Annotated in this window: 22 protein-coding genes; 11 read left to right on the top strand and 11 right to left on the bottom strand. The window is 75.0% G+C overall.

Annotation, left to right across the window (positions count from 1 at the left end):
- Positions 1-23: 23 nt before the first annotated feature.
- Positions 24-1,631, bottom strand: coding sequence for a hypothetical protein (locus tag PO879_RS12000; RefSeq protein WP_278235122.1), 1,608 nt, complete (start codon positions 1,629-1,631; stop codon positions 24-26).
- A complete protein-coding gene (locus tag PO879_RS11995) occupies positions 1,628-2,539 on the bottom strand; it encodes an ABC transporter ATP-binding protein (RefSeq protein WP_278235121.1) in 912 nt (303 codons plus the stop codon). The genes PO879_RS12000 and PO879_RS11995 overlap by 4 nt, the downstream gene beginning before the upstream one ends.
- A 79-nt stretch (positions 2,540-2,618) precedes the next feature.
- Here PO879_RS11995 and PO879_RS11990 point away from each other — a divergent pair, with 79 nt between their 5' ends.
- On the top strand, positions 2,619-3,236 hold the full coding sequence (locus PO879_RS11990) for a TetR family transcriptional regulator (protein WP_278235120.1): 618 nt from the start codon (positions 2,619-2,621) through the stop codon (positions 3,234-3,236).
- Here the strand turns inward: PO879_RS11990 and PO879_RS11985 are convergent.
- Positions 3,209-4,042, bottom strand: coding sequence for an RDD family protein (locus PO879_RS11985; RefSeq protein ID WP_278235119.1), 834 nt, complete (start codon positions 4,040-4,042; stop codon positions 3,209-3,211). The two genes, PO879_RS11990 and PO879_RS11985, sit on opposite strands and share 28 nt — an antisense overlap.
- Before the next feature lie 49 nt (positions 4,043-4,091).
- On the opposite strand from PO879_RS11985, the gene PO879_RS11980 reads away from it, so the two are divergent.
- Positions 4,092-5,081: a stage II sporulation protein M gene (locus PO879_RS11980; protein WP_278235118.1), complete on the top strand. Its 990-nt coding sequence runs from the start codon at positions 4,092-4,094 to the stop codon at positions 5,079-5,081.
- Between the two features lie 118 nt (positions 5,082-5,199).
- Here the strand turns inward: PO879_RS11980 and PO879_RS11975 are convergent, their stop codons facing one another.
- Genes PO879_RS11975 through PO879_RS11955 form a run of 5 tightly spaced genes read right to left on the bottom strand, consistent with a single transcriptional unit; the run spans position 5,200 to position 10,819 of the window.
- Complete coding sequence (locus PO879_RS11975) at positions 5,200-6,570, bottom strand: DUF58 domain-containing protein (RefSeq protein ID WP_278235117.1); 1,371 nt, start codon at positions 6,568-6,570, stop codon at positions 5,200-5,202.
- 1 nt (position 6,571) lies between these two features.
- Positions 6,572-7,753 (bottom strand): AAA family ATPase, encoded by a 1,182-nt coding sequence (locus PO879_RS11970; RefSeq protein ID WP_278235116.1) that lies wholly within the window; start codon positions 7,751-7,753, stop codon positions 6,572-6,574.
- Entirely contained in the window at positions 7,750-8,991 is a 1,242-nt protein-coding gene (locus PO879_RS11965) for a DUF4350 domain-containing protein (protein ID WP_278235115.1), read from the bottom strand. The genes PO879_RS11970 and PO879_RS11965 overlap by 4 nt, the downstream gene beginning before the upstream one ends.
- On the bottom strand, positions 8,988-9,641 hold the full coding sequence (locus PO879_RS11960) for a DUF4129 domain-containing protein (protein ID WP_278235114.1): 654 nt from the start codon (positions 9,639-9,641) through the stop codon (positions 8,988-8,990). The genes PO879_RS11965 and PO879_RS11960 overlap by 4 nt, the downstream gene beginning before the upstream one ends.
- Positions 9,638-10,819: a glycerophosphoryl diester phosphodiesterase membrane domain-containing protein gene (locus PO879_RS11955; protein ID WP_278235113.1), complete on the bottom strand. Its 1,182-nt coding sequence runs from the start codon at positions 10,817-10,819 to the stop codon at positions 9,638-9,640. Before PO879_RS11955 ends, PO879_RS11960 begins: the two co-directional genes overlap by 4 nt.
- Positions 10,820-10,935: 116 nt before the next feature.
- Between PO879_RS11955 and mtrA the strand changes: the two genes are divergently transcribed.
- From mtrA to secA, 8 genes are all read left to right on the top strand, one after another.
- Positions 10,936-11,616, top strand: coding sequence for an MtrAB system response regulator MtrA (gene mtrA, locus PO879_RS11950; protein WP_278235112.1), 681 nt, complete (start codon positions 10,936-10,938; stop codon positions 11,614-11,616).
- Positions 11,603-13,369 (top strand): MtrAB system histidine kinase MtrB, encoded by a 1,767-nt coding sequence (mtrB, locus tag PO879_RS11945; RefSeq protein WP_347568598.1) that lies wholly within the window; start codon positions 11,603-11,605, stop codon positions 13,367-13,369. Before mtrA ends, mtrB begins: the two co-directional genes overlap by 14 nt.
- Positions 13,366-15,102, top strand: coding sequence for an LpqB family beta-propeller domain-containing protein (locus PO879_RS11940; protein WP_278235111.1), 1,737 nt, complete (start codon positions 13,366-13,368; stop codon positions 15,100-15,102). The genes mtrB and PO879_RS11940 overlap by 4 nt, the downstream gene beginning before the upstream one ends.
- A 101-nt stretch (positions 15,103-15,203) precedes the next feature.
- Positions 15,204-15,926, top strand: coding sequence for a ComF family protein (locus PO879_RS11935; RefSeq protein ID WP_278235110.1), 723 nt, complete (start codon positions 15,204-15,206; stop codon positions 15,924-15,926).
- Between the two features lie 219 nt (positions 15,927-16,145).
- Positions 16,146-16,805 (top strand): ribosome-associated translation inhibitor RaiA, encoded by a 660-nt coding sequence (raiA, locus tag PO879_RS11930; protein WP_278237523.1) that lies wholly within the window; start codon positions 16,146-16,148, stop codon positions 16,803-16,805.
- A 75-nt stretch (positions 16,806-16,880) separates the two neighbouring features.
- Entirely contained in the window at positions 16,881-18,125 is a 1,245-nt protein-coding gene (locus tag PO879_RS11925; protein WP_278237522.1) for a crosslink repair DNA glycosylase YcaQ family protein, read from the top strand.
- Between the two features lie 56 nt (positions 18,126-18,181).
- The gene (locus PO879_RS11920; RefSeq protein WP_278235109.1) at positions 18,182-19,765 is read left to right on the top strand and encodes a cation:proton antiporter family protein; all 1,584 of its coding nucleotides are present in this window, start codon (positions 18,182-18,184) and stop codon (positions 19,763-19,765) included.
- Between the two features lie 176 nt (positions 19,766-19,941).
- Complete coding sequence (gene secA / locus PO879_RS11915) at positions 19,942-22,911, top strand: preprotein translocase subunit SecA (RefSeq protein WP_278235108.1); 2,970 nt, start codon at positions 19,942-19,944, stop codon at positions 22,909-22,911.
- A 28-nt stretch (positions 22,912-22,939) separates the two neighbouring features.
- Here secA and PO879_RS11910 read toward each other — a convergent pair whose 3' ends face one another.
- Both PO879_RS11910 and PO879_RS11905 read right to left on the bottom strand, forming a co-directional pair.
- Positions 22,940-23,497, bottom strand: coding sequence for an Rv3235 family protein (locus PO879_RS11910; RefSeq protein WP_278235107.1), 558 nt, complete (start codon positions 23,495-23,497; stop codon positions 22,940-22,942).
- A 76-nt stretch (positions 23,498-23,573) separates the two neighbouring features.
- On the bottom strand, positions 23,574-24,407 hold the full coding sequence (locus PO879_RS11905; protein WP_278235106.1) for a hypothetical protein: 834 nt from the start codon (positions 24,405-24,407) through the stop codon (positions 23,574-23,576).
- Positions 24,408-24,539: 132 nt separating this feature from the next.
- On the opposite strand from PO879_RS11905, the gene PO879_RS11900 reads away from it, so the two are divergent.
- A complete protein-coding gene (locus tag PO879_RS11900; RefSeq protein WP_278235105.1) occupies positions 24,540-25,085 on the top strand; it encodes a hypothetical protein in 546 nt (181 codons plus the stop codon).
- Here PO879_RS11900 and PO879_RS11895 read toward each other — a convergent pair whose 3' ends face one another.
- Entirely contained in the window at positions 25,086-25,295 is a 210-nt protein-coding gene (locus PO879_RS11895; protein WP_278235104.1) for a helix-turn-helix domain-containing protein, read from the bottom strand. It abuts the gene before it with no gap.
- Positions 25,296-25,391: the final 96 nt, after the last annotated feature.

The raw sequence follows: 25,391 nt of genomic DNA, 5'->3' as shown, positions 1-25,391 counted from the left end.
CGGCCCTGCCGGGCGGGCACGGCTCAGCGGGGCACGTCGCGGTGGCGGAAGCCGGCCAGCCCGGCGCCGAGCAGCGCCACCGCGACGGCCCCGACCACCAGGACCCCGGTGCCGGACGGGTCCTCGGCCGGCAGCCGCCCGATCGCGTGCAGCGGGGAGACCTGGAGCGCGGCGTCGGGCATGCTCAGCGTCTCGCCGAGCATCTCGACGACCGCGACGTAGGCGATCGCCACCCAGAGCAGCCCCAGGGCCCGGGGGAGCAGGCCGAGCAGCGCCACCCCGAGGCCGACGACGGCGACCACCGCGGGCAGGTACTGCGCCGCGGCGGTGAACGCCCCGGCGGTGTCGCCGGTGGCGCGCGAGGCGGTCACCGCCAGCCCGGCGCCGCCGGCCAGCGCGACCAGCGCGCCGCCGAGCACCGCGACCGCGGCGTGCGTGCCGAGCCAGGTCGTGCGCCGCACGGACCGTGCCAGCACCGCCTCCAGGCGACCGCCGGTCTCCTCGCGGCGCACCCGGGCCACGACCTGCGCGGCCGCGCCGAAGGCCATGAGCATCACCAGCACGAGCGTGAAGGACAGGTACCAGCTCGTCGGGTCGCCGGCGGCGCCCGCCGAGAAGGCGGCCTGCAGGTCGGGGTTGGCGGCCACGACGTCGGCGATGTCGTCGGTGAACGCGCCGAACACGGCCCCGACCAGCGCGGCGCCGACGGCCCAGGCCAGCAGGGTCGCACCGTGCTGGCGCAGGGCCTGCCCTGGGCCGCTCGCCAGGAACCGGCCCGCCCGGGCGGGCCCGGGACGGCTCGGCACGACGGCGCTGCCCAGGTCGCGACGGCCGACGAGCGCCAGGCCGAGCCCGCTCAGCGTCGCGGCCACGCCGAGGGCCAGCAGCAGCGGCCACACGCGCGGGTCCTCGGCGAAGGGGCGGGTCTCCTGCTGCCAGGCCAGGGGGGACAGCCACTTCCAGCCGTTGTCCTCGACGTCCCCGATCGCGCGGAAGACGTAGGCGGCACCCAGCACCACGATGCCGACGGCCACCACCCCCGCGGCCCGGCGCAGGAGCTGGCCGGCCAGGGTCGCGACGCCCGCGAACACCAGGCCCAGCGCGGTCACCGAGGCTCCGTAGAGCGCGGCGTCGGCGGCCTCGACGCCGTAGGCCAGCAGGGAACCGGCCATGCCCAGGCCGACGAGCACGAGGGCCCCGGCCGTGACGCCCAGCGCGGCGCTCCACGGTGCGCGGGAGCCGATCGCCCGCGAGCGCAGGAGCTCGAGCAGCCCGTTCTCCTCGGCGGCCCGCGTCGAGCGCGTCACGAGCAGCAGGCCCATGAGCGGCACGGCGATCGCCGCGATGAAGCCGAACTCGTTGGCCACCACCCCGCCGAGCGTGTCGGCGCCGTAGGGGGTGCCGTTGATCGCCGCCATCGTCGGGTCCGAGCCCACGGTCGCCTGGTACGTCGCGAGCTGCTCCGGCGTGCCGTAGGTCGTGTCGATGGCCGCGACCGTGGCGGCGTAGACCCCGACCAGTCCGGCCACCCAGGCCAGCAGGGCCTTCCACCCGGTGCGCAGCTGCAGCCGCAGCACCGCGGTCAGCCCGTCGCCGGTGCGCCGCGTCGTGCCGGTGCCCGGGGCCGTCATGCCGGTGCCCCGTCGTACTCGGACAGGAAGAGCTCGTCGAGACTCGGCGGGCGCACGGTCAGGCCCGTCAGCCCGGCGTCGACGAGCGGCCGCAGCACCTTCTCCAGGTCGCCCGGCTCCACGGTAAACGTCACGTCGTGGCCCGCGCCGCCGTCGGCCACGGGGGTGACCGACAGGTCGTGCAGGTCGAAGCCGTCGAGGTCCGGCGGGGTGCCGGGGGTGACGGCGTGCACGGTCGTGCGGGCCAGGCCCCGCAGCTCGGCGACCGTGCCGGCCCGGACGGCCCGCCCGCGTCGGATGATCGTCACCGTCGAGCACAGCGCCTCGACCTCGGACAGGATGTGGCTGCTCAGCAGCACCGCCGCGCCGTCGGCGGCCCGCTCCGTGACGCACTCGCGGAAGACCTCCTCCATGAGGGGGTCGAGGCCGGAGGTGGGTTCGTCGAGCACGAGCAGGTCGGCGCGCGCGGCGAGGGCGGCCACCAGCGCGACCTTCTGCCGGTTGCCCTTGGAGTAGTCGCGCACCCGCTTGGTGGGGTCCAGGTCGAAGCGCTCGACGAGCTCGTCGCGGCGCGCCGGGTCGAGCGGCGCGCCCGACGCCCCGAGCACGTCGAGGCACTGGCCGCCGGTCAGCCCGGGCCACAGCGCGACGTCGCCGGGGACGTAGGTCAGCCGCCGGTGCAGGGCGACCGCCCGGCGCCACGGGTCCTGCCCGAAGAGCCGGACGCGGCCGCCCGAGGCGCGCATCATCCCGAGCAGCACGCGGATCGTGGTGGTCTTGCCGGCGCCGTTGGGGCCGAGGAAGCCGCGCACCTCCCCGGGATCGAGGCGGAGGTCGAAGCCGTCGAGCGCACGGAACGAGCCGAACGTCTTGACGAGGCCGGAGACGTCGATGATGGGGTCGGGCACGCCGGTACTCCAGTGTCAGTCGCTGCCAGTTGGCAGTGACTGTACTCTTGTCGTCTACGGTCTGCGAGACGGGAGGAGCATGGATCTGCGCGAGCGGCGCCGTCGGTCGACGATGCGGCACGTCCAGCAGGTCGCTCTCGACCTCTTCGAGCAGCACGGTTTCGACGCCGTGTCCGTGGCCCAGGTGGCCGCCGCGGCCCAGGTCGCCGAACGCACGGTCTACCGGCACTTCGGCACCAAGGAGATGCTCGTCGTCCACGACGAGGCGGACGACGCCTTCCTCGCGGACCTGCTCCGCCACGCTGCCGTCGTGGGGGCGGTGGACGCCGTCGAGGCGGCGCTCGCGGGACCGGCGGCGCACGGCTGGCGCCGCGGGGGCCCGACGGCGCAGGCCTGGCTGCGCAAGATGCGGCTGCTGCGGGCCACCCCGGCGCTGCGCACCGTGTTCGAGCAGGCCGTCTCCGAGCTCGGCGACGCCCTGGGGGCCGCCGAGCGAGGGGGCTGCGGGGCCGACGCCTTCGCCGCGCGGGTCCGCGGACGCGCGGTGGCCGCGATGCTCGCGGCGGCGGCGGAGGCCTGGGACGCGAGCGACGGCGACGACGACCTCGCGGCGTTCGTGCGGGCCGGCGTCGAGGCGCTGCGCACCCCCGCCCGGCCGGGCGCCGGGACTCAGTCGCGCGGGTCGGCGATCCCGTAGGGCAGGCGGTGCAGCGACTCGGCCTGGCGCAGCGCGCGCTCGCGCTCGCTGCGGCCCCGGGCCAGCTCCCGGTCGCGACGCTCGTGCAGCACCGCGTGCAGGAACGTCTCGGCGGGCGTGCCCGACGGCGGCCCGGGGGCCACGTAGGCCTCCACCTGGGCGGCCAGCTCGTCCGTCAGACGCGCCCGCGACGCCGGAGCCAGCCGTGGTGCGCGGTCGAGTACCTGCCGCGTGCGCAGCGCCAGGCCGTCCGGCAGCCGGCGGATGTCGGCCGTCCGCGCCCAGGTCGCCAGGGCCGGGGACATCATCAGCGGCTGCTCCCAGCCGCGCGCACCGCGGACCCGCACCGCGTAGGTGCCCGCCAGGACGTCGCCCAGCCGCTTGCCGCGCGGGTTCGCCAGCGACGTGACGACCGCGCCGGCCCCCGCCGTCAGCCAGATCTCGAAGACCCCCACCAACGCCCGCACCAGGGCGTGGCGCACCCGGACCGGGCCGCCGTCGTCGCGCACCACGCGCAGGCCCGCGGCGAGCTTGCCGAGCGAGCGCCCCCGCGTGAGCGTCTCGACGGTCGTCGGCAGCACGACGAGCAGCAGGACGAGGACGGCGATCAGGGCGGCGCGCCCCCACTGCGTCCCGGCCACGACGTCCGTCTGCCAGACCAGGACGCCCGCGAACAGCCAGAACGCCAGGACGAACCCGGCGACGGTCACGGCGACGTCGATCAGCGCGCCCGCCGACCGCGAGGCGAAGGAGGCCGGACGGGCGTCCAGCACCACGCCTTCGCCGATGAGGATGCCGTCGGTCACGGTGCCTCCGTCCGTTCGGTGCGTCGTCACATGTGGCAGGGTAGCCGCCGTGGACCTGGACGCCTTCACCGCCGTGCACCGCCCGGAGTGGGACCGCCTGACGGAGCTGACGAAGCGGCGCCGGCTCGACGGTGCCGAGGCCGACGAGATCGTCCGCCTGTACCAGGCCGTGGCCACCCACCTGTCGACGGTGCGATCGACGGCCCCGGACCCGGCGACCGTCACCCGGCTCTCCGAGCTGCTCGCCCGGGCGCGGACCAAGATCACCGGCGCGCACGAGCCCGCCTGGTCCGACGTGGTCCGGTTCACCGTCGTCACCGTCCCCGCGGCCCTGTACCGCATCCGGTGGTGGATCCTCGGGGTGACGGTCGCCTTCCTCGCCGTGGCCGTCACGGCGGGGGTCTGGGTCGCCGTCGACCCCGACGCGCTCGCCGCGATGGGCACGCCCTCGGAGCGCCAGCAGTACGTCGACGAGGCGTTCGCCTCCTACTACGACCCGCAGGCGTCCTTCGCGGCGATGGTGTGGACCAACAACGCCTGGATCGCCGCCCAGATGATCGCCACCGGCATCACGGGGGTCTTCCCCGTGTACGTCCTGCTCAACAACGCCGTCCAGATCGGCGCCACCGGCGGCATGATGGCCGCCCACGGCGAGCTCGCGCTCTTCGGCCAGCTCATCGCCCCGCACGGGCTGCTGGAGCTGACCAGCATCTTCGTCGCCGGGGCCGCCGGTCTGAAGCTGTTCTGGACGTGGGTCGACCCGGGTCCGCGCCGGCGCGGCACCGCGCTGGCCGCCGAGGGGCGCTCGCTGGTGACCGTGGCCGTCGGCCTGGTGGGTGCGCTGGCGCTGTCCGGCCTGGTCGAGGGCTTCGTGACCGGCTCGGCGCTGCCGTGGTGGCTCAAGATCGTGATCGGCGCGTTCGCCCTCGCCGCGTTCCTCGCCTACGCCCTCGTGCTGGGCCGGCGTGCCGCGGCCGCGGGGGAGACCGGCGACCTGGACGCCGACCGCGCCGGTGCCGTGCTGCCCACCGCCGGCTGACCCAGCCAGCGCTCATCAGCGTGCACCCAGCGTTCACCCAGCGCTGTGGGTATGAAATCTGCAGGTGGCCGTCGAAGAACACTTGCAGATTCCATGCCCACAGCGGGGTGGCAGGGAGTCAGAGCCGACCGGCGGCCTTGAGCGCGAGGTAGGTGTCCGCCAGCCGTGGCGCCAGCTCGTCCGGCAGCGCCTCGACCACCTCGGCGCCGTGGCGGCGCAGCACCGCCGCCACCGCGGACCGGTCCAGATCGCCCCGCGCGGCGGCCGCCGCGTCGTAGACATCCTCGACCGACTCCCGGCCCGCCCCGAGCGCCGCCACCTCGGCGTCGCTGACGGCGGCCACCACGACCTGGTGGGTCTCGGCGAGCCCGTCGATCACGGGCAGCAGACCCGTCTCGACGGCTGCGGGGTCCAGCGAGGTGAGCAGGACGACCAGCGAGCGCTGCGAGACCCGGGCGCGGACCTGCCCGACCAGGCCCGTCCAGTCGGTCTCCAGCAGCACCGGCTCGACGGCGGCGAGGGCGTCGGCCATCGCGGGCAGGAGCCGCGGGCCGGAGGCGCCGGCGACCCGGGCGCGCACCGCCCGGTCGTAGGCCAGCACCTGGACGCGGTCGCCGGCGCGGTCGGCCAGCGTGCCGAGCAGGAGCGCCGCCTCCACGCTCGCCTCGAGCCGGGTGCCGCCGACGTTGACCGCGCCGTCGTCCACCGTGCCGATCCGCGCCGCGGAGGTGCGTCCGGTGTCCAGCACGACGACGACGCGCCGGTCGCGCTCCGGACGCCAGGTGCGCACGACGACGTCGCCGCGCCGGGCCGTGGCGCGCCAGTCGATGGAGCGGACGTCGTCGCCGACGACGTACTCGCGCAGCGAGTCGAACTCCGTGCCCTCGCCGCGTACCTGGACGGCGGCGCGGCCGTCCATCTCGCGCAGCCGCGCCAGGCGGCTGGGCAGGTGGCGTCGCGCGGTGAACTCCGGCAGCACGCGCAGGCGACCGCCGACGGGGATCGACGCCTGGCGGCCGGCCACGCGCAGCGGGCCGAGCGTGCGCACCGTGACCGGTCCCGCCGACCGGTCACCGCGGCGGGTGGGCAGCAGCGGCGTGCGCAGGCGCACCGCGTCCCCGGGGGCCAGGTCGACGGTGTGCCGGGCCGCGCGGACCGGGGCCGCCGGGTCGTCGTGCGCACGGCGACCGGCGTCGTGGGCCTCCGCGGCCAGCGACGGCGGCCAGGCGTCCCGGACGACGGCGCGCAGCCGGCGACGGGCGGCGTTGGTGACCACGAGCCGGGAGTCGACCGGGGTGCCCAGCCGCACGGCGGTGGGTACGGAGCGCTGCAGGGCGACCTGTCGCGGGGAGGCGGCGAGCGCGACGTCGAGGCAGCACACCCCCACGACGACCAGCGCCCAGACCAGCACGACGCCGGGCACCGGCCAGAGCGCCACCGGCACCGCGCCGAGGGCCGCCAGGACGACGGCCCGCCAGGTCAGCACCATGTCAGCGGGGGACCGGGACGGCGGCGAGCACGGTGCCGAGCACGGTCTCGGCGGTCACCCCTTCCAGCTCGGCCTCCGGGCGCAGCTGGACGCGGTGGCGCAGCGTGGGGAAGGCGAGCGCCTTGACGTCGTCGGGCGTGACGTACATGCGGCCCGAGAGCCACGCCCACGCGCGCGAGGTGGCCAGCAGCGCGGTGGCGCCGCGCGGGGAGACACCGAGCTGCAGCGACGGGGACTGGCGGGTGGCGCGGCAGATGTCGACGGCGTAGCCGAGCACCTCGGGGGCGACCTCGACCCGGCGCACCTCGGCGCGGGCCGCGGCGAGGGTCTCCGGACCGGCCACGGCCCGCACGCCCGCGGCGGCGAGGTCGCGCGGGTCGAAGCCGGCGGCGTGCCGGGCCAGGACCTCGATCTCGCTGTCCCGCTCCGGCAGGGGGAGCAGCACCTTGAGCAGGAACCGGTCGAGCTGCGCCTCGGGCAGCGGGTAGGTGCCCTCGTGCTCGACCGGGTTCTGCGTGGCGATCACCACGAAGGGCTCGGGCAGGTGCCGCGGCTCGCCGTCGACGGAGACCTGCCGCTCCTCCATCGCCTCGAGCAGGGAGGCCTGCGTCTTGGGCGGGGTGCGGTTGATCTCGTCGGCGAGCAGGAGGTTGGTGAACACCGGTCCCTCGCGGAACGAGAACTCGGCGGTGCGGGCGTCGTAGACCAGGGAGCCCGTGACGTCGCCGGGCATGAGGTCGGGGGTGAACTGCACGCGCTTGGAGTCCAGGTCCAGGGCCGCGGCGAGAGTGCGCACGAGCAGCGTCTTGGCGACGCCGGGCACCCCCTCGAGCAGCACGTGGCCGGAGCACAGCAGCGCGATGAGCAGGCTCGTCACCGCGGAGTCCTGGCCGACGACGCCGCGCCCGACCTCGGTGCGCACGCCCGCCAGCGCGCGGCGCAGCTCGAGCGAGGGCTGCGGGGGCTCCGGGGCGGGTGCGGCGGCGGTCTCCTGGACGCCCGGCTCGGTCGGCTGCTCGGTCGGCTGCTCGGCCGTCCGCTCCGTGGGGTCCGCGACCGGCTCGGCCGGTGCCTCGGGGGAGCGCTCGGTCGGCCGCTCCGCCGGACGCTCCGTGGGCTCGGCGGTCTCGACCGGCCGGTCCCGCGGGGTGCCGGCGGGCAGGTTCTCGTCGGGGTGGGTCACGGTCGGTGAACCTCGCTCTCCAGGGTGTCGAGCCGGCGGGCGAGCTCGGTGAGCGCCACGTCGTCGGCCGGGGGTGGTCCGTACAGCAGGTCGGTGACGGTGTGCGGGTCGCCGCCCGTGGCGCGGACCACGGCGTCGACCACGGTGGCGCGGTCGGCCGAGCGGGGCAACCCGAGCCGGTGGGCGACGCGGGCGGCAGCCGCGGCGCGCAGGCCGGCGGCGGCATGGCCGCGCGAGCGCGCGCGCCGGTACAGCCGGCCACGACCGCGCGTGGACTCGGCGGCGGGCACGACGACGGGCAGGTCCTCGGCCACGAGCGGGCCCAGGCGACGCACTCGCCACAGCGCGGCGACGACCGCCACGAGCAGGGCCCACCAGGCCACGGCGCCGAACCACGGCGGCAGCAGGTCGGCCAGTCCGGCGGACTCGCCGGGGGAGCCGGGGCCGGACGGCGCGTCCAGGTCGGTCGCGCTGAGGTCGCCGGGGTCCTGGACGAGCCAGACGAGCCGGCGGTGCTGACCGAGCAGGTGCAGCGCGAGCGCGGCGTTGCCCTCGGTGAGCACGTCGCCGTTGCGCAGGAACGCCGCGTCGTGCACCGCCGTGACGGTGCGCCCGTCCTGCTCGGTCGTCGCGAGCGCCGCCGTGTTCGACATCCGACCGGGCCAGCACGTGGTCACCCCGTCGGACAGCGCCTCCAGACCGGGTTCGAGGAGCGAGGCGCCGGCGGCGACGGCGGCGGGCAGCTCGCAGTCCGGCGGGACGGGGGTCGGCGGCGTGGTCCCGCGCTCGGCACGTCCGATCCGGCCCGCGGAGACGGCGTCCAGCAGGTCGTGCCCGGCGTCGGCGACGACGACGTCGGCCTCGGTCCCGGCGAGCGCCTCGGCCTGCTGGGCCAGCAGGTAGGGAGACGGCGGCACGAGCAGCGTCGTGCCGGGTCCGGCGGCGGCGACGGCGTCGGCGACCCGGTCGACCTGCTGGACGGTGACGCCCTGGCGCGCGAGCACCTGGGCCAGCGCGCGCGAACCGTCGTCCCGGGTGTTGCCGGTGTCGTACGGCGTGGTGGAGGTCGGGGGCCGCAGGACGGCCAGCAGCGCGACGAGCGCGGCCAGGCTGACCAGGACGAGCAGCGCCCAGCGCACGGTGCGCCAGCGTCGGCGGCTGCGCGAGGCGAACGTGGTGCCGTCCCCGGTGGCGCTCGCCGTCCAGGTGCCGGTGGCCTCGGTGGTGGGGGCGCTCACGGGGCGTCCGCCGTCGCCGGGGTCGCGGGTCGCGCGGCGGCCGCCTGCTCCTCCAGGGCGCGCAGCCGGTCGTCGTCCCCGGGGCCGGCCGGGCGGTGCCCGTAGCAGACGCCGTCGAACAGCCGGGCGGCCGCCCGCAGCGGGTCGGCGATCTGCGGCACGCGCGCGCCGGCGTCGCGGGCGGCCTCCTGGGCGGTGCGGCCGGGCCGCTCGTCGAGCACGGCTCGTTCCTCGAGGTCGCGGACCACGGCGCGGAATCGCTCCAGCACCGCCGTGGCCCAGTCCTGGCGTGCGGCGGCCGCGTCGGCCGCGGCGCGCATCTCGGCGGCGGTGCGCGGGTCGTCGTCGTGCACGACGACGGACCGGGCCTGCGCACGACGCCGCAGCCGGACGGGACCGGAGATCCACCACGCCAGCGCCGCCACGACGGCGAGGACGCCGACGACGAGGGCGGCCAGCACGAGGGGGTCGCCGTCGACGGTGCCGAGTCCGTCGAAGAGCCCCAGGAACCAGTCCAGCAGGCGCATCAGCCACGACTCGTCCTGCGCGTACTCGGGCCGGGCGAGCTCCTCGACGAGCCAGCGGCGCGCCGTCTCCCGGTCGGGGTCGACGGGGACCTCGGCGAGCACCGCGGCCGCGCGCGTGGTCACCACTGCGGGGCGGATCCGGTCGGCGGCGGTCCCGGCGCCGTGGGCCCGGCGGGGCCGGCCTGCTCCGCGGCCGCCCGCTCGGCGGCCTGCGCCAGGCGCACGTCCAGGCCCTCGCGGCGCATGCGGACGTCGGTGTAGACCAGCGCCACCACGCCGGAGACGAAGATCAGGTAGATGAGCGTGGTCAGGACCGACGCGACGATCGACGCCACGAGGTAGCCCCAGCCGAACACCGCCGTGCCGTCGACGGCCTGCCCGGCGAAGGCGAGGGGGACGCCGACGACCTGGCCGGCCAGCCCGGCGATGATGCTCGCCAGCAGGATCGTGCCGAGGATGCGCCAGTAGTTGCCGCGGGTGAGCCGCCAGGCCCGGGCGAGGGTGCTGCCCAGCCCGCGGCCCTCGAGGACGAGCGCGGGGGCGACGAGCAGCAGCCGGACCCACAGCCACAGCGCGGCGGCCACGACGGCGACGACGCCCAGGATCGCCACGAGCACGGTGGCGGCCGTGGAGCCGGTGGCGGCGTTGGTGCCGGCCACGACCAGGACGACCAGCACGACGGCCGCCGTGTAGCCCACGAAGAGGCCCACGGTGCGCAGCAGCATCCAGCCGATCAGGACGCCGAGGCGCGGACGGACCCGGGCCGAGACCTCGCCGACCGAGAGCTTGCGGCCGATGACCGACTGGCTGACCGAGACGGTGACGATCCCCTCGGCGATCGGCTGGGCGATCACGAGGGTCAGCGACATCGCCAGCGAGATCGAGACGACCTGCGCCATGGCGCCGGCGTCGGGGAACAGCATCCCGACCTCGGGGTCGTCGAGCGGCGCCGACGAGAACAGGCCGGTGAGCCACGGCACGGCGACCTGGGCCAGCACGACGGCCACCAGCGTGGCGACGACGACGACGAGCGTGACCAGGCCGAGCATCACGCCCGGGTTGTGCCGGACCGAGGAGAACGAGCCGTCGAACACCTCGCCGAGGGAGAGCGGGCGCAGGGGCACCACGCCCGGCTTGCTCGCCGCGGGGCCGTAGGGCGAGGGCGGCGTGGCCGGTCCTCCGCCGGCGGGGCCGCCGCCGGACCCGCCGCCGTACTGCCCCGGGCCGTACTGCCCGTAGGCGGGCGGGCGCGGAGCCTCCCCCCAGCCGGAGGGCGGGGTCGGCTGGTCGGGCGAGCTCATGCGGACTCCTCGGGCGAGACACGGGCGGTGCGGGACCGCCACCGACCCTATAACCTCCCCGGGTCCCCCGGGCGCGCCCGGACGTGCATGTCCGCCCCACCTGGCAGACTGTGCCCATGAGGTCCCGTGTCCTGGTGGTCGACGACGACACTGCGCTGTCCGAGATGATCGGCATCGTCCTGGAGTCGGAGGGGTTCGAGACGAGCTTCTGCGCCGACGGCGACGAGGCGATCGGCATGTTTCGCTCCCTGCAGCCCGACCTGGTGCTGCTCGACCTGATGCTGCCCGGCAAGGACGGCATCGAGATCGCCCGGGAGATCCGCGGCGAGTCGGGCGTGCCCATCATCATGCTCACCGCCAAGACGGACACGGTCGACGTCGTCCTCGGCCTGGAGTCCGGTGCCGACGACTACGTGACCAAGCCGTTCAAGCCCAAGGAGCTGGTCGCCCGCGTCCGTGCGCGGCTGCGCCGCTCCGACGAGCCCGGCCCCGAGCGCCTCAAGATCGGTGACGTGGAGATCGACGTCACCGGCCACGCGGTCACCCGCGACGGCGAGCGCATCAGCCTGACGCCGCTCGAGTTCGACCTGCTCGTCGAGCTCGCGCGCAAGCCCTGGCAGGTGTTCACCCGCGAGGTGCTGCTGGAGAAGGTGTGGGGCTACCGCCACAGCGCGGACACCCGCCTGGTGAACGTCCACGTCCAGCGGCTGCGCTCCAAGATCGAGAAGGACCCCGAGAGCCCCGAGGTCGTCCAGACGGTGCGGGGTGTGGGCTACAAGGCCGGTGCCGCCCGCTGACGAGCGGGCGGGTCGACCCACCGCGGACGACGACGGCGTCCCCGCGGCGGAGGGACCCGCCACCGGACCGCAGAACCCCGTGGCCGCGGGGGCGCGCTCGCTGGGGCTGCGCTGGCGCTCCTCGATGCAGGTGCGCGTGGTCACCTCGGCCCTCGCCCTGGGCGTGCTGGTGGTGGTGGTCCTGGGCCTGTTCCTGTCCTACTCCGTGCGGGACGGGCTGTTCGAGCAGCGCATCGACCAGATCGAGGCGGAGAACGCCGCGCTCGTCCAGGAGACCCAGTCACGGTTCTCCGCCTCGACGGCCACGACGATCGGCGAGCAGCAGTCGCTCCTGCGCGACGTCATCCTCGGACTCAGCGCGATCGGTTCCAGCGCGCAGGACTACTTCCTGCGCCAGGCGCCCGACCAGAGCCTGCCCCTGGTGGACCCGTCCTCGCGGCAGGACCTGTCGGTGCGCGACGTCGTCAGCCCGGCCATGCGCGAGGCCACGCTGACCACCGACGGCCCCGTGCTGCAGTCGGTGCTCATCCCGGCCGCGTACAGCGAGTCCGGCCAGGACGAGCCCGGCGTCGTCTTCGGCACCACGGTCGAGCTCGCCTCGGCCGGGACGTACGAGCTGTACGCGCTGTACTCGCTCGCCTCCCAGCAGGAGACGCTGCGCTTCGTCCAACGCACGCTGGCCGTCGGCGGCGCGGTGATCCTGGCGATGATCGGCCTGCTCACCTGGACGGTGACCCGCCAGACGGTGGCTCCGGTGCGTCGTGCCGCGACGGCGGCGTCCCGCCTCGGCGAGGGCCACCTGGACGTCCGCATGCCCGGCTCGCGCGGCCAGGACGAGATGGCCACCCTGGCCCGGACCTTCAACGAGATGGCCTCCAGCCTGGAGGATCAGATCGCGCGCATGGAGGAGCTGTCCGCCTCCCAGCGCCGGTTCGTCTCCGACGTCTCGCACGAGCTGCGCACCCCGCTGACGACCGTGCGGATGGCGGGCGAGGTCATCTACGCCGCGCGCGAGGACCTGGGCCCGGCGGCCCGCCGGTCGGCCGAGCTGCTGCAGACCCAGCTCGACCGGTTCGAGGAGCTGCTGACCGACCTGCTCGAGATCAGCCGGTTCGACGCCGGGGCCGCGGTGCTGGACGTCGAGCACCGCGACCTGCGTGACGTGGTGACCGCCGTCGTGGAGACAGCGGCCCCGCTGGCCGAGCGCAAGGGGGTGTTCCTGTCCGTCGACATGCCCGGCGAGGCGGTGCGCGCCGACATCGACCCGCGGCGGGTCGAGCGCATCCTGCGCAACCTGGTAGTCAACGCCGTCGAGCACGCCGAGGGCAACCCGGTCGAGGTGTCGGTCGGGGCCGACGACAAGGCCGTCGCCGTGGTGGTGCGCGACCACGGGATCGGCCTGACGCCGGACGAGCTCAACCGGGTCTTCGACCGGTTCTGGCGCGCGGACCCGGCCCGTGCCCGCACCACGGGCGGCACCGGACTGGGCCTGGCGATCTCCCAGGAGGACGCGCGGCTGCACGCCGGCCGGCTGCAGGCCTGGGGCAGCCCCGGCGCGGGGGCCAGCTTCCGCCTGACGCTGCCCCGGCGCGCCGGCATCAAGCTGACCGGGTCGCCGCTGCCGCTGGAGGGGCCCGCCCGCTCGACCGGACGCCACGTGCCGACCGGCCAGGTGCCGGTGGTCAACCCGCCCACCGGGCCGACGCCGACCGCGATCCCCGACCTCTCGGTGAGCCAGGAGGAGTCCTCATGAGCGCGCACGCACCGCTGCGGAGGGTCGCGACGACGGTCGCCGGCCTCGTCGCGACCGCGCTCGTCCTGGTCGGCTGCGCGTCGATGCCGACCTCGGGGGACGTGATGGAGGGCGAGGTCCGCGTCGACAACCCCGTGGAGGTCGGGTTCAACGTCCAGGGGCCGTCGCCCGGCGCCGACCCGCAGCAGATCGTGCAGGACTTCGTCTCGGTGGCGCAGTTCGGGCCGGCCTCGACGAACACCTTCACCGTCGCCCGGGAGTACCTCACGCCGGTCGCCTGGTCGGAGTGGGACCGGGGCGCCCCGGTGCTGGTGCTCGCCGAGTACCCCGACTGGACGGTCGAGGACTTCGACGACTCCTCGGCGACCACGTCGGTGCGGGGCGAGGCGCTCGTGACGGCCACCATCGACGAGACCGGCACGTACACCGAGCTGCCCGCGCCGAGTACGGTCGAGGTCGGCTACGAGCTGTCGCGCGGGACCGACGGCGAGTGGCGCATCACCGAGCTGGACGACGGCCTGCTGGTGCTGGCCAACTTCCTCGCCGACGCCTTCCACCGCACGACCCTGTACTACCCGACCCCGGACCGGCGCTGGTGGGTCCCGGACGTGCGGTGGTACCCCGAGCAGTCCTGGCGGACCGCCGCCACGCAGGAGATCCTGGCCGGTCCTCCGGAACCGTTGCGGCAGTCGGTCGTCTCGGTGGTGCCGGAGGGGACGACCCTCGCGATCGACTCCGTCAGCGTGGACGACCGCGGCGTGATCGGCGTGTCGGTGACGTCGGCCATCTCCGCCGCCCCGGCCGAGGACCGCGCCCTGCTGGTCGCCCAGCTCGAGGAGACCCTGCGCGAGGGCGACGGGCGCAGCGTCGAGCTGTCCGACGGCAACAACCCGCTGGCGGTCGGGCCGGCCGACGCGCCCTCGCGGCCGGTGACCGTCGGGGACGCGCTCGCCGTCGTGGAGGACGCCGAGGGGGCGACCTCGTTGCGGCGCGTGGCCGGCACGGAGCTCGTCGAGCTCGCCGCACCGCTGCGCACCGGCGGTCTCGACCTCACCGCCGTGGGGACGGGGCCCGACGAGGGCCCGGTCGTGGTGCGCGACGGACCCGACCGTCTGCTGCGTGTCACGGCCGAGGAGGCACCGGTGGAGCTGCTGCAGGGCGACGGCGTGCTGCCCCCGTCGGTCGACCGGTTCGGCACGGTGTGGACCGCGGTGGACGGCGAGCTGTGGGTCGTGGGGGCCGCGGGGCGGGCCGCGCCGCTGGAGGCCGAGTGGCTCGTCGACCGGCCGGTGCGGTCGGTGCGGGTGTCCCCGGAGGCCGCTCGCGTCGTCGTCGTGGTCGAGGGGTCCGACGGCCCGGAGGTGTGGGTCGCCGCCGTCCAGCGGGACGCCGACGACGTCCCCACGGGCCTGTCTACGCCGTGGCGGGTCGGTGCGCCGGTGCCGGGCGTGGCCGCGGCCGACTGGTCCGACGAGACGACCGTGGTGCTGCTCGGGCGGGACCCGGACGGGACCCGCGTGCTGTCCGTGGCCGGCGTCGGCGGGCTCGCCGGCACCGCCGACGCCGGGTCGCGGACGCTCGTCACCCCCGGGGCCCCCGTCGCCGTGGCGTCCGGGGTGGGCGCCAGCCCGATGCTGGTGCTCGACGCGGACGGGGTGCTCCAGACGCGCCAGAGCGCTGCGCTCTGGCCGACGGTCGCCGAGGACGTCGTCGCGGTCGCCTACCCCGGCTGACGCCCCGCACGCGTCGACCACAGCCGGCCGCCGTGCACCGGGCCGGGCTCGTCGAGGGCCCGGACCCGCGTCGACCGCGACCGGTCGGGCACGCTCGGCGGGTGCTCACCGACCTGGCCCGCCTCGTGGTCCCCGTCGTCTGCCCCGGGTGCGGGCTCCCCGACGTGCCGTGGTGCCCCGGCTGCGCGCGTGCCGCCGTCGGCGGTCCGGCCCGGCGGGTCGAGGCCGGTGCCCCCCGCCTGGACCGGCTGGACGGCGCGGGCCCCCTGCCGACCTGGGCGCTCGCGGACTACGCGGGCGCCGTGCGCGACCTCGTCGTGGCCTGGAAGGACCGCGGGCGCGCGGACCTGGACCGGCTGCTCGTGCCGGCGCTGCGCCGGGCGGCCGGCACGACGGCGCCCCGGCTGCGGGCGGCCGCGGCGTCGCGGCCGGTCGCGGTGGTGCCGGCCCCGTCGGCCCCGGGGGCGCGGTGGCGTCGGGCACGTGAACCGGTGCGGACCCTCGCCGACGCGGTCGCCGACGGGCTCGCGGCGGCAGGCCTGCGGGCGAGGGTCGTGCCCGCCCTGCGCCGGCGCCCGTCGCGCGACCAGGTCGGCCTGGGCGCCCGGGCACGCGGGCGGAACCTCGCGGCGTCGGTCGCCCTGCGGCACGGGCGGCTGCGGCAGCCCACGGTCTGCGTGCTCGTCGACGACGTGCTGACCACGGGGGCGACGCTGGCGGTCGCCGAGCAGGTCCTCGGCCGCGGCGGCCACCAGGTCCTGGGGGCGTTCGTGCTCGCCGCGACACCCCCGCCGGACGGCGCCGCGACACGCCTGGGCACGTGATCGCGGCCAGCGGTTCACCCCGAGGTCACGTTGGGGTTACTGTGAGTATCCGACGACGCCCCGCCGCACGCGGCAGGGAGTCGCATCGCACGAGCGGACCGGGCGACGACCCGGCGACCGGGAGGTGGTGCCATCCCTGGCACCGGCAACGGTGCCCAGACCGAACTCCCCGGCCGGCCGCGAGATGCGGCGGCCACCCTGATGAAGTGGAGCGACACGATGGAGATCGCCGTCGTCGGCAGGCACACGGAGGTGACGGACCGGTTCCGTCACCACGTCGAGGACAAGCTCACCAAGATCACCCAGCTCTCGCCGAACACGCGTCGCGTGGACGTCGAGGTCACGCACGAGAAGAACCCGCGGCTGTCGGACGTCAGCGAGCGGGTCGAGCTCACGGTGCGGTCCAAGGGGCCCATCATCCGCGCCGAGGCGGCCGCGGACGACCGGTTCGCCGCGCTGGACCTCGCCATGGAGAAGCTCAGTGAGCGTCTGCGGCGGTCGCGGGACCGGCACAAGAAGGACCACCGGCGTCGGGCCGCGGACGACTCGCGTCCCTTCGCCGACCCGAGCACGGTCGACGAGGTGCTGGCGGAGCGGTCCGAGCCGGAGCACGCCGTGCTGGAGTCGCCGGGCGACGCGATCGAGCACCAGCTCGGTGACTCGCCGGTGGTGATCCGTCAGAAGCTGCACCACGGCGAGCCGATGACCGTCGACGACGCGGTCGAGCGCATGGAGCTCGTGGGCCACGACTTCTTCCTCTTCATCGACAAGGAGTCCGCACGACCGGCGGCGGTGTACCGGCGTCGCGGGTGGTCCTACGGGGTCATCGAGCTGGACACCACCTGCGCGGCGGCGGCCCCCGTCACCGAGCTGACCTGAGGTTTGGCGCAGGAGCGGGTCCCTGCCCACGGTCGTGGGCAGGGACCCGCTCGCGTGTCGGAGGGGTCCGGCACGATGGCGGGCGTGGAGACGATGACACGGGCCCAGGCCCGGCGGGTCGCGCTGCGCGCCCAGGCGCTGGACCGGCCCCGGCGCGACGCACCGGTGACCATGCGCCGCCTGACCGGCACGGTCGAGCGCATCAACCTGCTGCAGATCGACTCGGTCACCGTGCTCGCCCGCGCCCACCTGATGCCCCTGTTCTCCCGCCTCGGGCCGTACGACACCGCCCTGCTGGACCGGGCGGCCGGTCGGGCGCCGCGGAAGCTGGTCGAGACGTGGGCGCACGAGGCCTCCTACGTCCCCGCCGCCACCTACCCGCTGCTGGAGTGGCGCCGCCGGGCGGCGCAGCAGGAGGCGTGGGGCGTCATCGCCGGCGCCACCGACGCGCACCCGGTCGAGCTGGACCTGGTGCGCTCGCTGGTGACGGACCTCGGGCCCGTCACCGCCGGCCGGATCCACGCCGAGCTGGAGGCCGCCGGGCGGTCGGGCGGCCGGTCCCGCGAGGCGTGGGGCTGGAACTGGTCGGTGGCGAAACGCTGCCTGGAGTACCTGTTCTTCACCGGTGAGGTGCTCTCGGCCCGGCGCAACGGGTCGTTCGAGCGCTGCTACGACCTGGCCGAGCGGGTGCTGCCGCCCGCGGTCCGGGCGACGCCCCCGGTGCCCGACGACGTCGCCGTGCGCCGCCTGCTCGAGCTCGGCGCCCGGGCGCACGGCGTCGGGACGGTCCGGTGCTTCCGGGACTACTTCCGGCTGCGCGGCCCCGCCGTCACCACGGCGCTGGACGAGCTCGTCGACGACGGCACGCTGGTGCCCGTCGAGGTGCAGGGATGGCCGGAGCGTACCTACCGCCACCGTGACGCCGTCGTGCCCCGCCGGGCCGGGGCCGCCACGCTGCTGAGCCCCTTCGACCCCCTGGTGTGGGAGCGCCGGCGCCTGCTGGCCCTGTTCGACCTGCACTACCGGATCGAGATCTACACCCCGGCCCCGCAGCGCCGCCTGGGCTACTACGTGCTGCCGTTCCTCGAGGGTGAGCGGATCGGCGCCCTGGTGGACCTCAAGGCCGACCGGGCCGGGCGCGTGCTGCGCGTGATGGCCGCCCACCGCACCGACGACACGGGTCCGGACACCCCCGGCCGCCTCGCGGCCGAGCTGTGGACGCTCGCGGCCTGGCTGGGTCTCGACGACGTCGCCGTGGCCCCGCGGGGCGACCTGTCCGCGGCGCTGGCGGTGACCGCCGGGACCCGGATGACGGACTGAGGTCCCCCCGGGGGGCTCTCGAACCGTAGGATCGGCGCACGGGGGAGGAGGTGCCCATGGAGACCCTCGCGCTCTATCTCGGCGTGGCGTTCGTCGGCGGTGTGCTGGCCACGCTGGTGCGCCTGCCCCCGCTGGTGGGGTTCCTCGCGGCCGGGTTCGCGCTCGGCGCCGCGGGTGCCCCGGACCTGCCGGGGCTCGGCACCATCGCCGAGGTCGGCGTGGCGCTGCTGCTGTTCACGATCGGGCTGAAGCTGGACGTGCGCTCCCTGGTCCGGCCCGAGATCTGGCTGACGACGGTGAGCCACATGGTGCTGGCCGTCGCGGTCGGCATCGGGTTCCTCGGCCTGCTCGCCGTGATGGGCATGGCGCTGGTCGCCGGCGACGGGCTCGGCACCCTCGCGCTCATCGCGCTCGCGCTGTCCTTCAGCTCGACGGTGTTCGTGATCAAGGTGCTCGAGGACCGGTCGGACGCCACGAGCCTGTACGGGCGCATCGCCGTCGGCATCCTCATCATCCAGGACATCGTCGCCGTCACGTTCCTCGCGATCGCCGAGGGGCGTCCGCCGAGCCTGTGGGCCGTCGCCCTGCTGCTGTTCATCCCCGGGCGGCGCGTGCTGTACGCGATCTGGTCCCGGGTGGGCCACGGCGAGCTGCAGGCGATCTTCGGCGTCGCGGTGGCCCTCGGTCCCGGCTTCTACCTGTTCGAGCACCTCGGCCTGTCCGGGGACGTCGGTGCCCTGGTCATGGGGGCGCTGCTGGCCGCCCACCCGAGCGCCGGCGAGATGTCCCGGTCGCTGATGACGTTCAAGGACGTCATGCTCGTCGCGTTCTTCCTCGAGATCGGCCTGCACGGGACGCCCGAGCCGCAGCACGTCGCGCTGGCTCTCGTGCTGCTGCTGATGCTGCCGCTGCAGGCCGCCGCCTACGCGGTCCTGCTGTGGACGGCCCGGCTGCGCCGGCGCACGGCCTTCCTCACCGGGCTCGCCCTGGGCAACTACTCCGAGTTCGGCATCATCGTGGTCGCCGTCGGGGTCGAGGTCGGCATGATCGACGACGACTGGCTGATCGTCATCTCCCTGGCCGTCGCGGCGAGCTTCGCGCTCTCGGCGGCGGTCAACCGCCGGGGCGTGGAGATCGCCGCCTGGCTCACCCGGTTCCTGCCGCCCAAGGACCCCTCCCGCCTGCACCCGGACGACCGGGTCGTGGACATCGGCGACGTGGACGCCCTGGTCATGGGGCTGGGGCGCGTGGGGTCGACGACGTGCGCCCGGTTGCGCGACGAGTACGGGCTGCGGGTCGTGGGCGTCGAGCACGACGTCAACCGCGTGTCGTCCCTGCAGGGCGACGGCTTCGAGGTGGTGCGCGCGGACGCCACCGACGTCGAGTTCTGGGCGCGGGTCAAACGGGCCGGGCACGTCCGCCTGGCGGTGCTGGCGATGCCGTTCCACAACGCGAACCTCATCGCCCTGTCCCGCCTGCAGGACGCCGGGTTCGAGGGTCAGGTCGCGGCGATCGCCCGGTACGACGACGACGCCGCGGAGCTGCGTCGCCACGGCGCGGACGCGGTGTTCCACATCTACGGGGCGGCCGGCGCCGAGCTCGCCGACCGGGCCGCCGAGGTGCTCTCGACGGACCGCTGAGACCGGTCCGGACACCCTCTCGTCGTTCGTCGGTCGCGAACCCGGCCCACCGGGGCCGCGAGAGCGAATAGGATGGCAGACGGTGCGACGGGCGACGAGGGCGACGCCAGCGGGTCCCGTCGGCACCAGCGAACGGGCTCGGGGTCACCCGGGCACCACCGACACGGGAGTACTGCGTGCCTGCGATCCTCGAGAAGATCCTCCGCATCGGCGAGGGGCGGACCCTCAAGAAGCTGACCGCGCTCGCCGAGCAGGTGAACCAGCTGGAGGACAGCTTCACCGAGCTCAGCGACACCGAGCTGCAGGAGGAGACCCAGCGGTTCAAGGACCGCCTGGAGCACGGCTCCTCCCTGGACGAGTTGCTCCCGGAGGCCTTCGCCACGGTCCGCGAGGCGGCGCGCCGCACGCTGGGCCAGCGTCACTTCGACGTCCAGCTCATCGGCGGTGCCGCCCTGCACCACGGCAACATCGCCGAGATGAAGACCGGTGAGGGCAAGACGCTGGTCGCCACGACGGCCGCCTACCTCAACGCCCTGAACGGCAAGGGCGTGCACGTCATCACCACCAACGACTTCCTCGCGAAGTACCAGGGCGAGCTGATGGGCCGCGTCTACCGGTTCCTCGGTATGGAGACGGGCATCATCGTCTCCGGGCAGACGCCGGACGAGCGCCGCCGCCAGTACGCCGCCGACATCACCTACGGCACGAACAACGAGTTCGGCTTCGACTACCTGCGCGACAACATGGCCTGGTCGCCGGACGACCTGGTCCAGCGCGGGCACCACTTCGCGATCGTCGACGAGGTGGACTCGATCCTCATCGACGAGGCGCGTACCCCGCTGATCATCTCCGGCCCGTCCTCGGGCGACGCCAACCGCTGGTACGTCGAGTTCGCGAAGGTCGTCAAGCGCCTGCACCGCGACACCGACTACGAGGTCGACGAGAAGAAGCGCACCGTCGGCATCCTCGAGCCGGGTATCGAGAAGATCGAGGACTACCTCGGCATCGACAACCTCTACGAGTCGCTGAACACCCCGCTGATCGGGTTCGTCAACAACGCGATCAAGGCGAAGGAGCTGTTCAACCGCGACAAGGACTACGTCGTGCTCAACGGCGAGGTCATGATCGTCGACGAGCACACCGGCCGTATCCTCGCCGGGCGCCGCTACAACGAGGGCATGCACCAGGCCATCGAGGCCAAGGAAGGCGTGCAGATCAAGGCGGAGAACCAGACGCTCGCCACGATCACCCTGCAGAACTACTTCCGTCAGTACGAGAAGGTCGCCGGCATGACCGGTACGGCCGAGACCGAGGCCGCGGAGTTCCAGGGCACCTACAAGCTCGGCGTCGTCCCGATCCCGACGAACCGGCCGATGATCCGCATGGACCAGCCCGACCTCGTCTACAAGGCCGAGGAGGGCAAGTTCAACGCCGTCGTCGACGACATCGTCGAGCGGCACGCCAAGGGCCAGCCGGTCCTGGTGGGCACCACCAGCGTCGAGAAGTCGGAGCTGCTGTCGACGCTGCTCCAGCGCGCCGGCGTCCCCCACAACGTCCTCAACGCCAAGGAGCACGACCGCGAGGCCGCCGTCATCGCTCAGGCGGGACGCAAGGGCGCCGTCACGGTCGCCACGAACATGGCCGGCCGTGGCACCGACATCATGCTCGGTGGCAACGCCGAGTTCATCGCGGTCGCCGAGATGTCCCAGCGCGGGTTCGACTCCACCGAGGACCCGGAGGCCTACGAGGCCGCGTGGCCCGAGGTGCTGGCCAAGGCCGAGGAGTCCGTGGCCTCCGAGCACGAGGAGGTCGTCGACCTGGGCGGGCTGTACGTGCTCGGCACGGAGCGGCACGAGTCCCGGCGGATCGACAACCAGCTCCGCGGCCGCTCCGGCCGACAGGGCGACCCGGGCGAGTCGCGCTTCTACCTGTCCATGCAGGACGACCTGATGCGGCTGTTCAACTCCGGGCTGGCCGAGTCGATGATGGGACGCGCCGGCTTCCCGGACGACATGCCGCTCGAGTCGAAGATGGTCACGCGCGGTATCCAGAGCGCCCAGTCGCAGGTCGAGTCGCGCAACTTCGAGATCCGCAAGAACGTCCTCAAGTACGACGACGTCCTGGCGCGCCAGCGCACCGTCATCTACGACGAGCGTCGTCGGGTGCTCGAGGGCGAGGACCTGCACGAGCAGGTCCAGCACTTCCTCACCGACGTCGTCACCGCCTACGTCGAGGGTGCCGCCGACGACGGCAACGCCGAGGGCTGGGACCTGGACTCGCTGTGGACCGCGCTGAAGTCGGTCTTCCCGGTCTCGATCACGGTCGACGACGTCGTGGACGAGGCCGGCGGCCGGGACCGCCTGACCAAGGAGATGCTCCTCGAGGAGCTGCTCTCCGACGCGCGGGTCGCCTACCAGGCGCGCGAGGACTCCCTCGGGTCTCCGGCGATGCGTCAGCTCGAGCGCCGCGTGGTCCTGTCCGTGCTGGACCGCAAGTGGCGTGAGCACCTCTACGAGATGGACTACCTCAAGGAGGGCATCGGGCTGCGCGCGATGGCCCAGCGCGACCCCCTCATCGAGTACCAGCGCGAGGGCTACCAGCTCTTCCAGGCCATGACCGAGGCCATCAAGGAGGAGTCGGTCGGCTACCTGTTCAACCTGGAGGTCCAGGTCAAGCAGCCGGGCGAGGAGGGCGCCGCGGGCGGTGGTCCGCAGGTCTCCGTGCAGTCGGCGGCGGCGACGGCCGGTTCCTCGGCCGCCCAGGGCATCGCTGCCGGCGCGGCCTCGGTGGCCGGTGCCGACGTCGTCGAGGAGGCCCCGGCCGCCGAGGACGAGCCGGTCGAGGCCGAGACGGACACCACCTCGGAGCAGGAGATCCCGGCGGCGTTCGGCGGCTCGGAGGAGCCGACGCTCGTCGCGAAGGGTCTCGAGACGCCGCAGCGGCCGCAGAACCTGCAGTACTCGGCGCCGAGTGAGGACGGGTCCACCTCCCGCACCGGGGACTCCCGGGCGGCGCGTCGTGCGCTGCACGGCGAGGCGAGCGCGGCCAACGCCGACGGGCGCACGTTCCCCGGCACGCCCCGCAACGCCCAGTGCCCCTGCGGCTCGGGCAAGAAGTACAAGGTCTGCCACGGCGCCAACGAGTGAACGGACGCCCCGGGGGACCGGGGCGTCCTCACCCGAGCTCGAGCACGGCGACCCGCCAGGTGCCCCGGTGCACCTCGAGCCGGGCCGCCGCGGCGCGCACGCGTCCGCGGTCCTCGAGCACGACCGTGGCCTCCGCCGTCGCGGCGCCGAGCCGCACCATGCGCACCCGCCGCACGGCGACGGGCCGCGTCGTCGCGGCCGCCGCCGGGCGTGACCGCAGCAGGCGGGCACGCTGCGTCAGCTGGTCGTACACCTGCGGCGTGACCCAGCGCGCCACCTGAGCCACGGGCCGTTCGCCCCGCAGCACCTCCACGGCTGCGCGCACCACCGAGCAGCACAGGGCGGTCGGGTCCGCGGGGTGCGGGGCGGCCGGCTGCTCCGTCGGGGCGAGCGGGCGCCCGGGGACCGGAGCCGGCGGGGCGGAGTCCGCGCCGACCCGCACCCGGCGCGACGGCGGACGGTGCGTCGGCGCCTGGGGCGGGCGCGCGGGCGGCCGGCCGCCGGGAGGCGCCGAGACGCGGAGCCGGCGCGGCCGGGGGCCCTGCGGCGGGTCCTGACGGGGCGGTGCGGTGGGCGTGACGGTCATGACGGCTCCCTCGGGGTTCGTGACGACAGGACGGCGGTCGGTGGTCGGCGGGTGCGGGGCTCAGCGGATGCGGGGCTCAGGGGGCCTGCAGGACCTGGCCCGGCAGGATCACGTCGGGGTCGGCGCCGATGACGTCGCGGTTGGCCTCGTGCCACCGGGTCGTCGCGGCGAGGACCTCCGCGTCCGTGGCGGACGCCGGCAGCCCGCGGGCCGCGATCTCCCACAGGCTGTCCCCGCGGTGGACCACCACCTCGGCCGCGTCCGGGCCGGTCGTCGCCCGTGACGCGGGAGCGGCGTCGGAGGACGTGGTCGCAGCCACGGTGGCCTCCTCGGACGTGGCGCCGGACGTGCCGCCGACCTGCCGGTCCGGCGCAGACGTCGCGCGGGGCTCCAGGGCGATCGGGTGGGCCGAGACGTCCTCCGGCACGTCGGTCCGGTCGGGTGCGACGTCCGCCGTCGACCGCCAGCCCACGTCGAGGACGGTCGCGGGGGAGTCGACGGGCTCGTCGGCCAGCGCGGCGGACGGGGCGAGCGCCAGGCCCGCTCCGACGCCAAGCCCGACGGCACCGCGGGCCAGCCGGCGGACCACGCGAGGAGTCCACCGCCCGAGGGCGGTGTCCACCGCCCGGGCGCGGTACCGGGGTACGACGGCGACGCACGCCAGCGCGACGAGGGCGCCGAGCGTCAGCCACGCGGTCGCGGCCGCGCCGACGGTCAGCACGGTGATCTCCACCCACCGGTCGATCCCGGTGCGGGCGGCGGTCCCGCCGTCGCGCGGGACGATCGCTCCGAGGCGCAGTCCCAGGAGCGCCAGGACGACGGCGCCGCCGACGGCGCACGCCACGAGCCCGGCCAGCGACCGCCCGGCGCCCGTCGATCCCTCGACGTCGACTCTTCTCAAGGTTGTCATCTGATCCACTCTGATCGTGTCGTTTGATAGCAGTTGATGCGTCGTGATGTCGGAAATCCCAGCAGAGTTCGGCCGTCCTGTCCAGAGCGGGCATGCTGGTCCGGTCCACCCGCAAGCGGTAAGGAGATGTCGATGACGCCGTCGGACGCCTCGCGCTGGGCGCTGCTGTTCGCCGACCTCGAGGCCCAGCTCGCGGCCGAGGAGGCTGCTGAGCGCGAGGGTGCTGTCGCCGAGCTCACGCGCGCCGAGCAGGCCTCGGTGGGGCTGACCGACCGGCTGCGCGCCGCGGACGGTCCGCTCCGGGTCGAGCTGCGGGACGGGGAGGTGCTCGAGGGTCGTGTGGCGCACGTCGCCGACACCTGGCTCCAGCTCGACGCGCACGGTGCCCGGGGCCGGGTGCAGCACGTCGTCCCCCTGGCCGGGGTGGCGGGCCTGGTCGGGCTCGGGCCGCACGCGCGGCCCTCGGCGGCGCGCACCGACCGGCTGGGACTGGGGACGGCGTTGCGGGGGCTGCAGCGGGACCGTGCTCGCGTGCAGGTGCGGACCGCGTCCGGTCAGGTCGTGGGTCGCATCGCGCGGGTGGGTGCCGACCACCTGGACGTCGCGGAGGTCGACCGGGCCCGGCCCGTGTCCCGGGTCGTGCCGTTCGCCGCGCTGCTGCGGGTCAGCGAGGCGTGATCACATCTCGCCGGAGGCGATGCGCTCGCGGGTGCGCGCGTACTGCCGCTCGATGTACTCCTCGAGCTGGGCGGCCTCGACGCGCCAGACCTTCTTGGGGCCCACCTGGATCGCGGGGAGCTCCCCGGTGCGGACCAGCGAGTAGGCCTGGGTGGCGGAGATGCTGAGCATCTCCTGGACCTCGGCGAGGGAGAGGAAACGACCGGGCATGGCCCCATCCTGACACAGTCGTGCTGCTTCATCGCGGTTGTCCACAGGGGGTCGCGGATGGTGGCGGGGGCACCCCCTCGTCCCGGATGATGGGAG

This window comes from Isoptericola sp. AK164 (genome assembly GCF_029643425.1).
Lineage (GTDB): Bacteria > Actinomycetota > Actinomycetes > Actinomycetales > Cellulomonadaceae > Isoptericola > Isoptericola haloaureus.
This window is presented reverse-complemented; position numbering and strand designations above follow the sequence as displayed.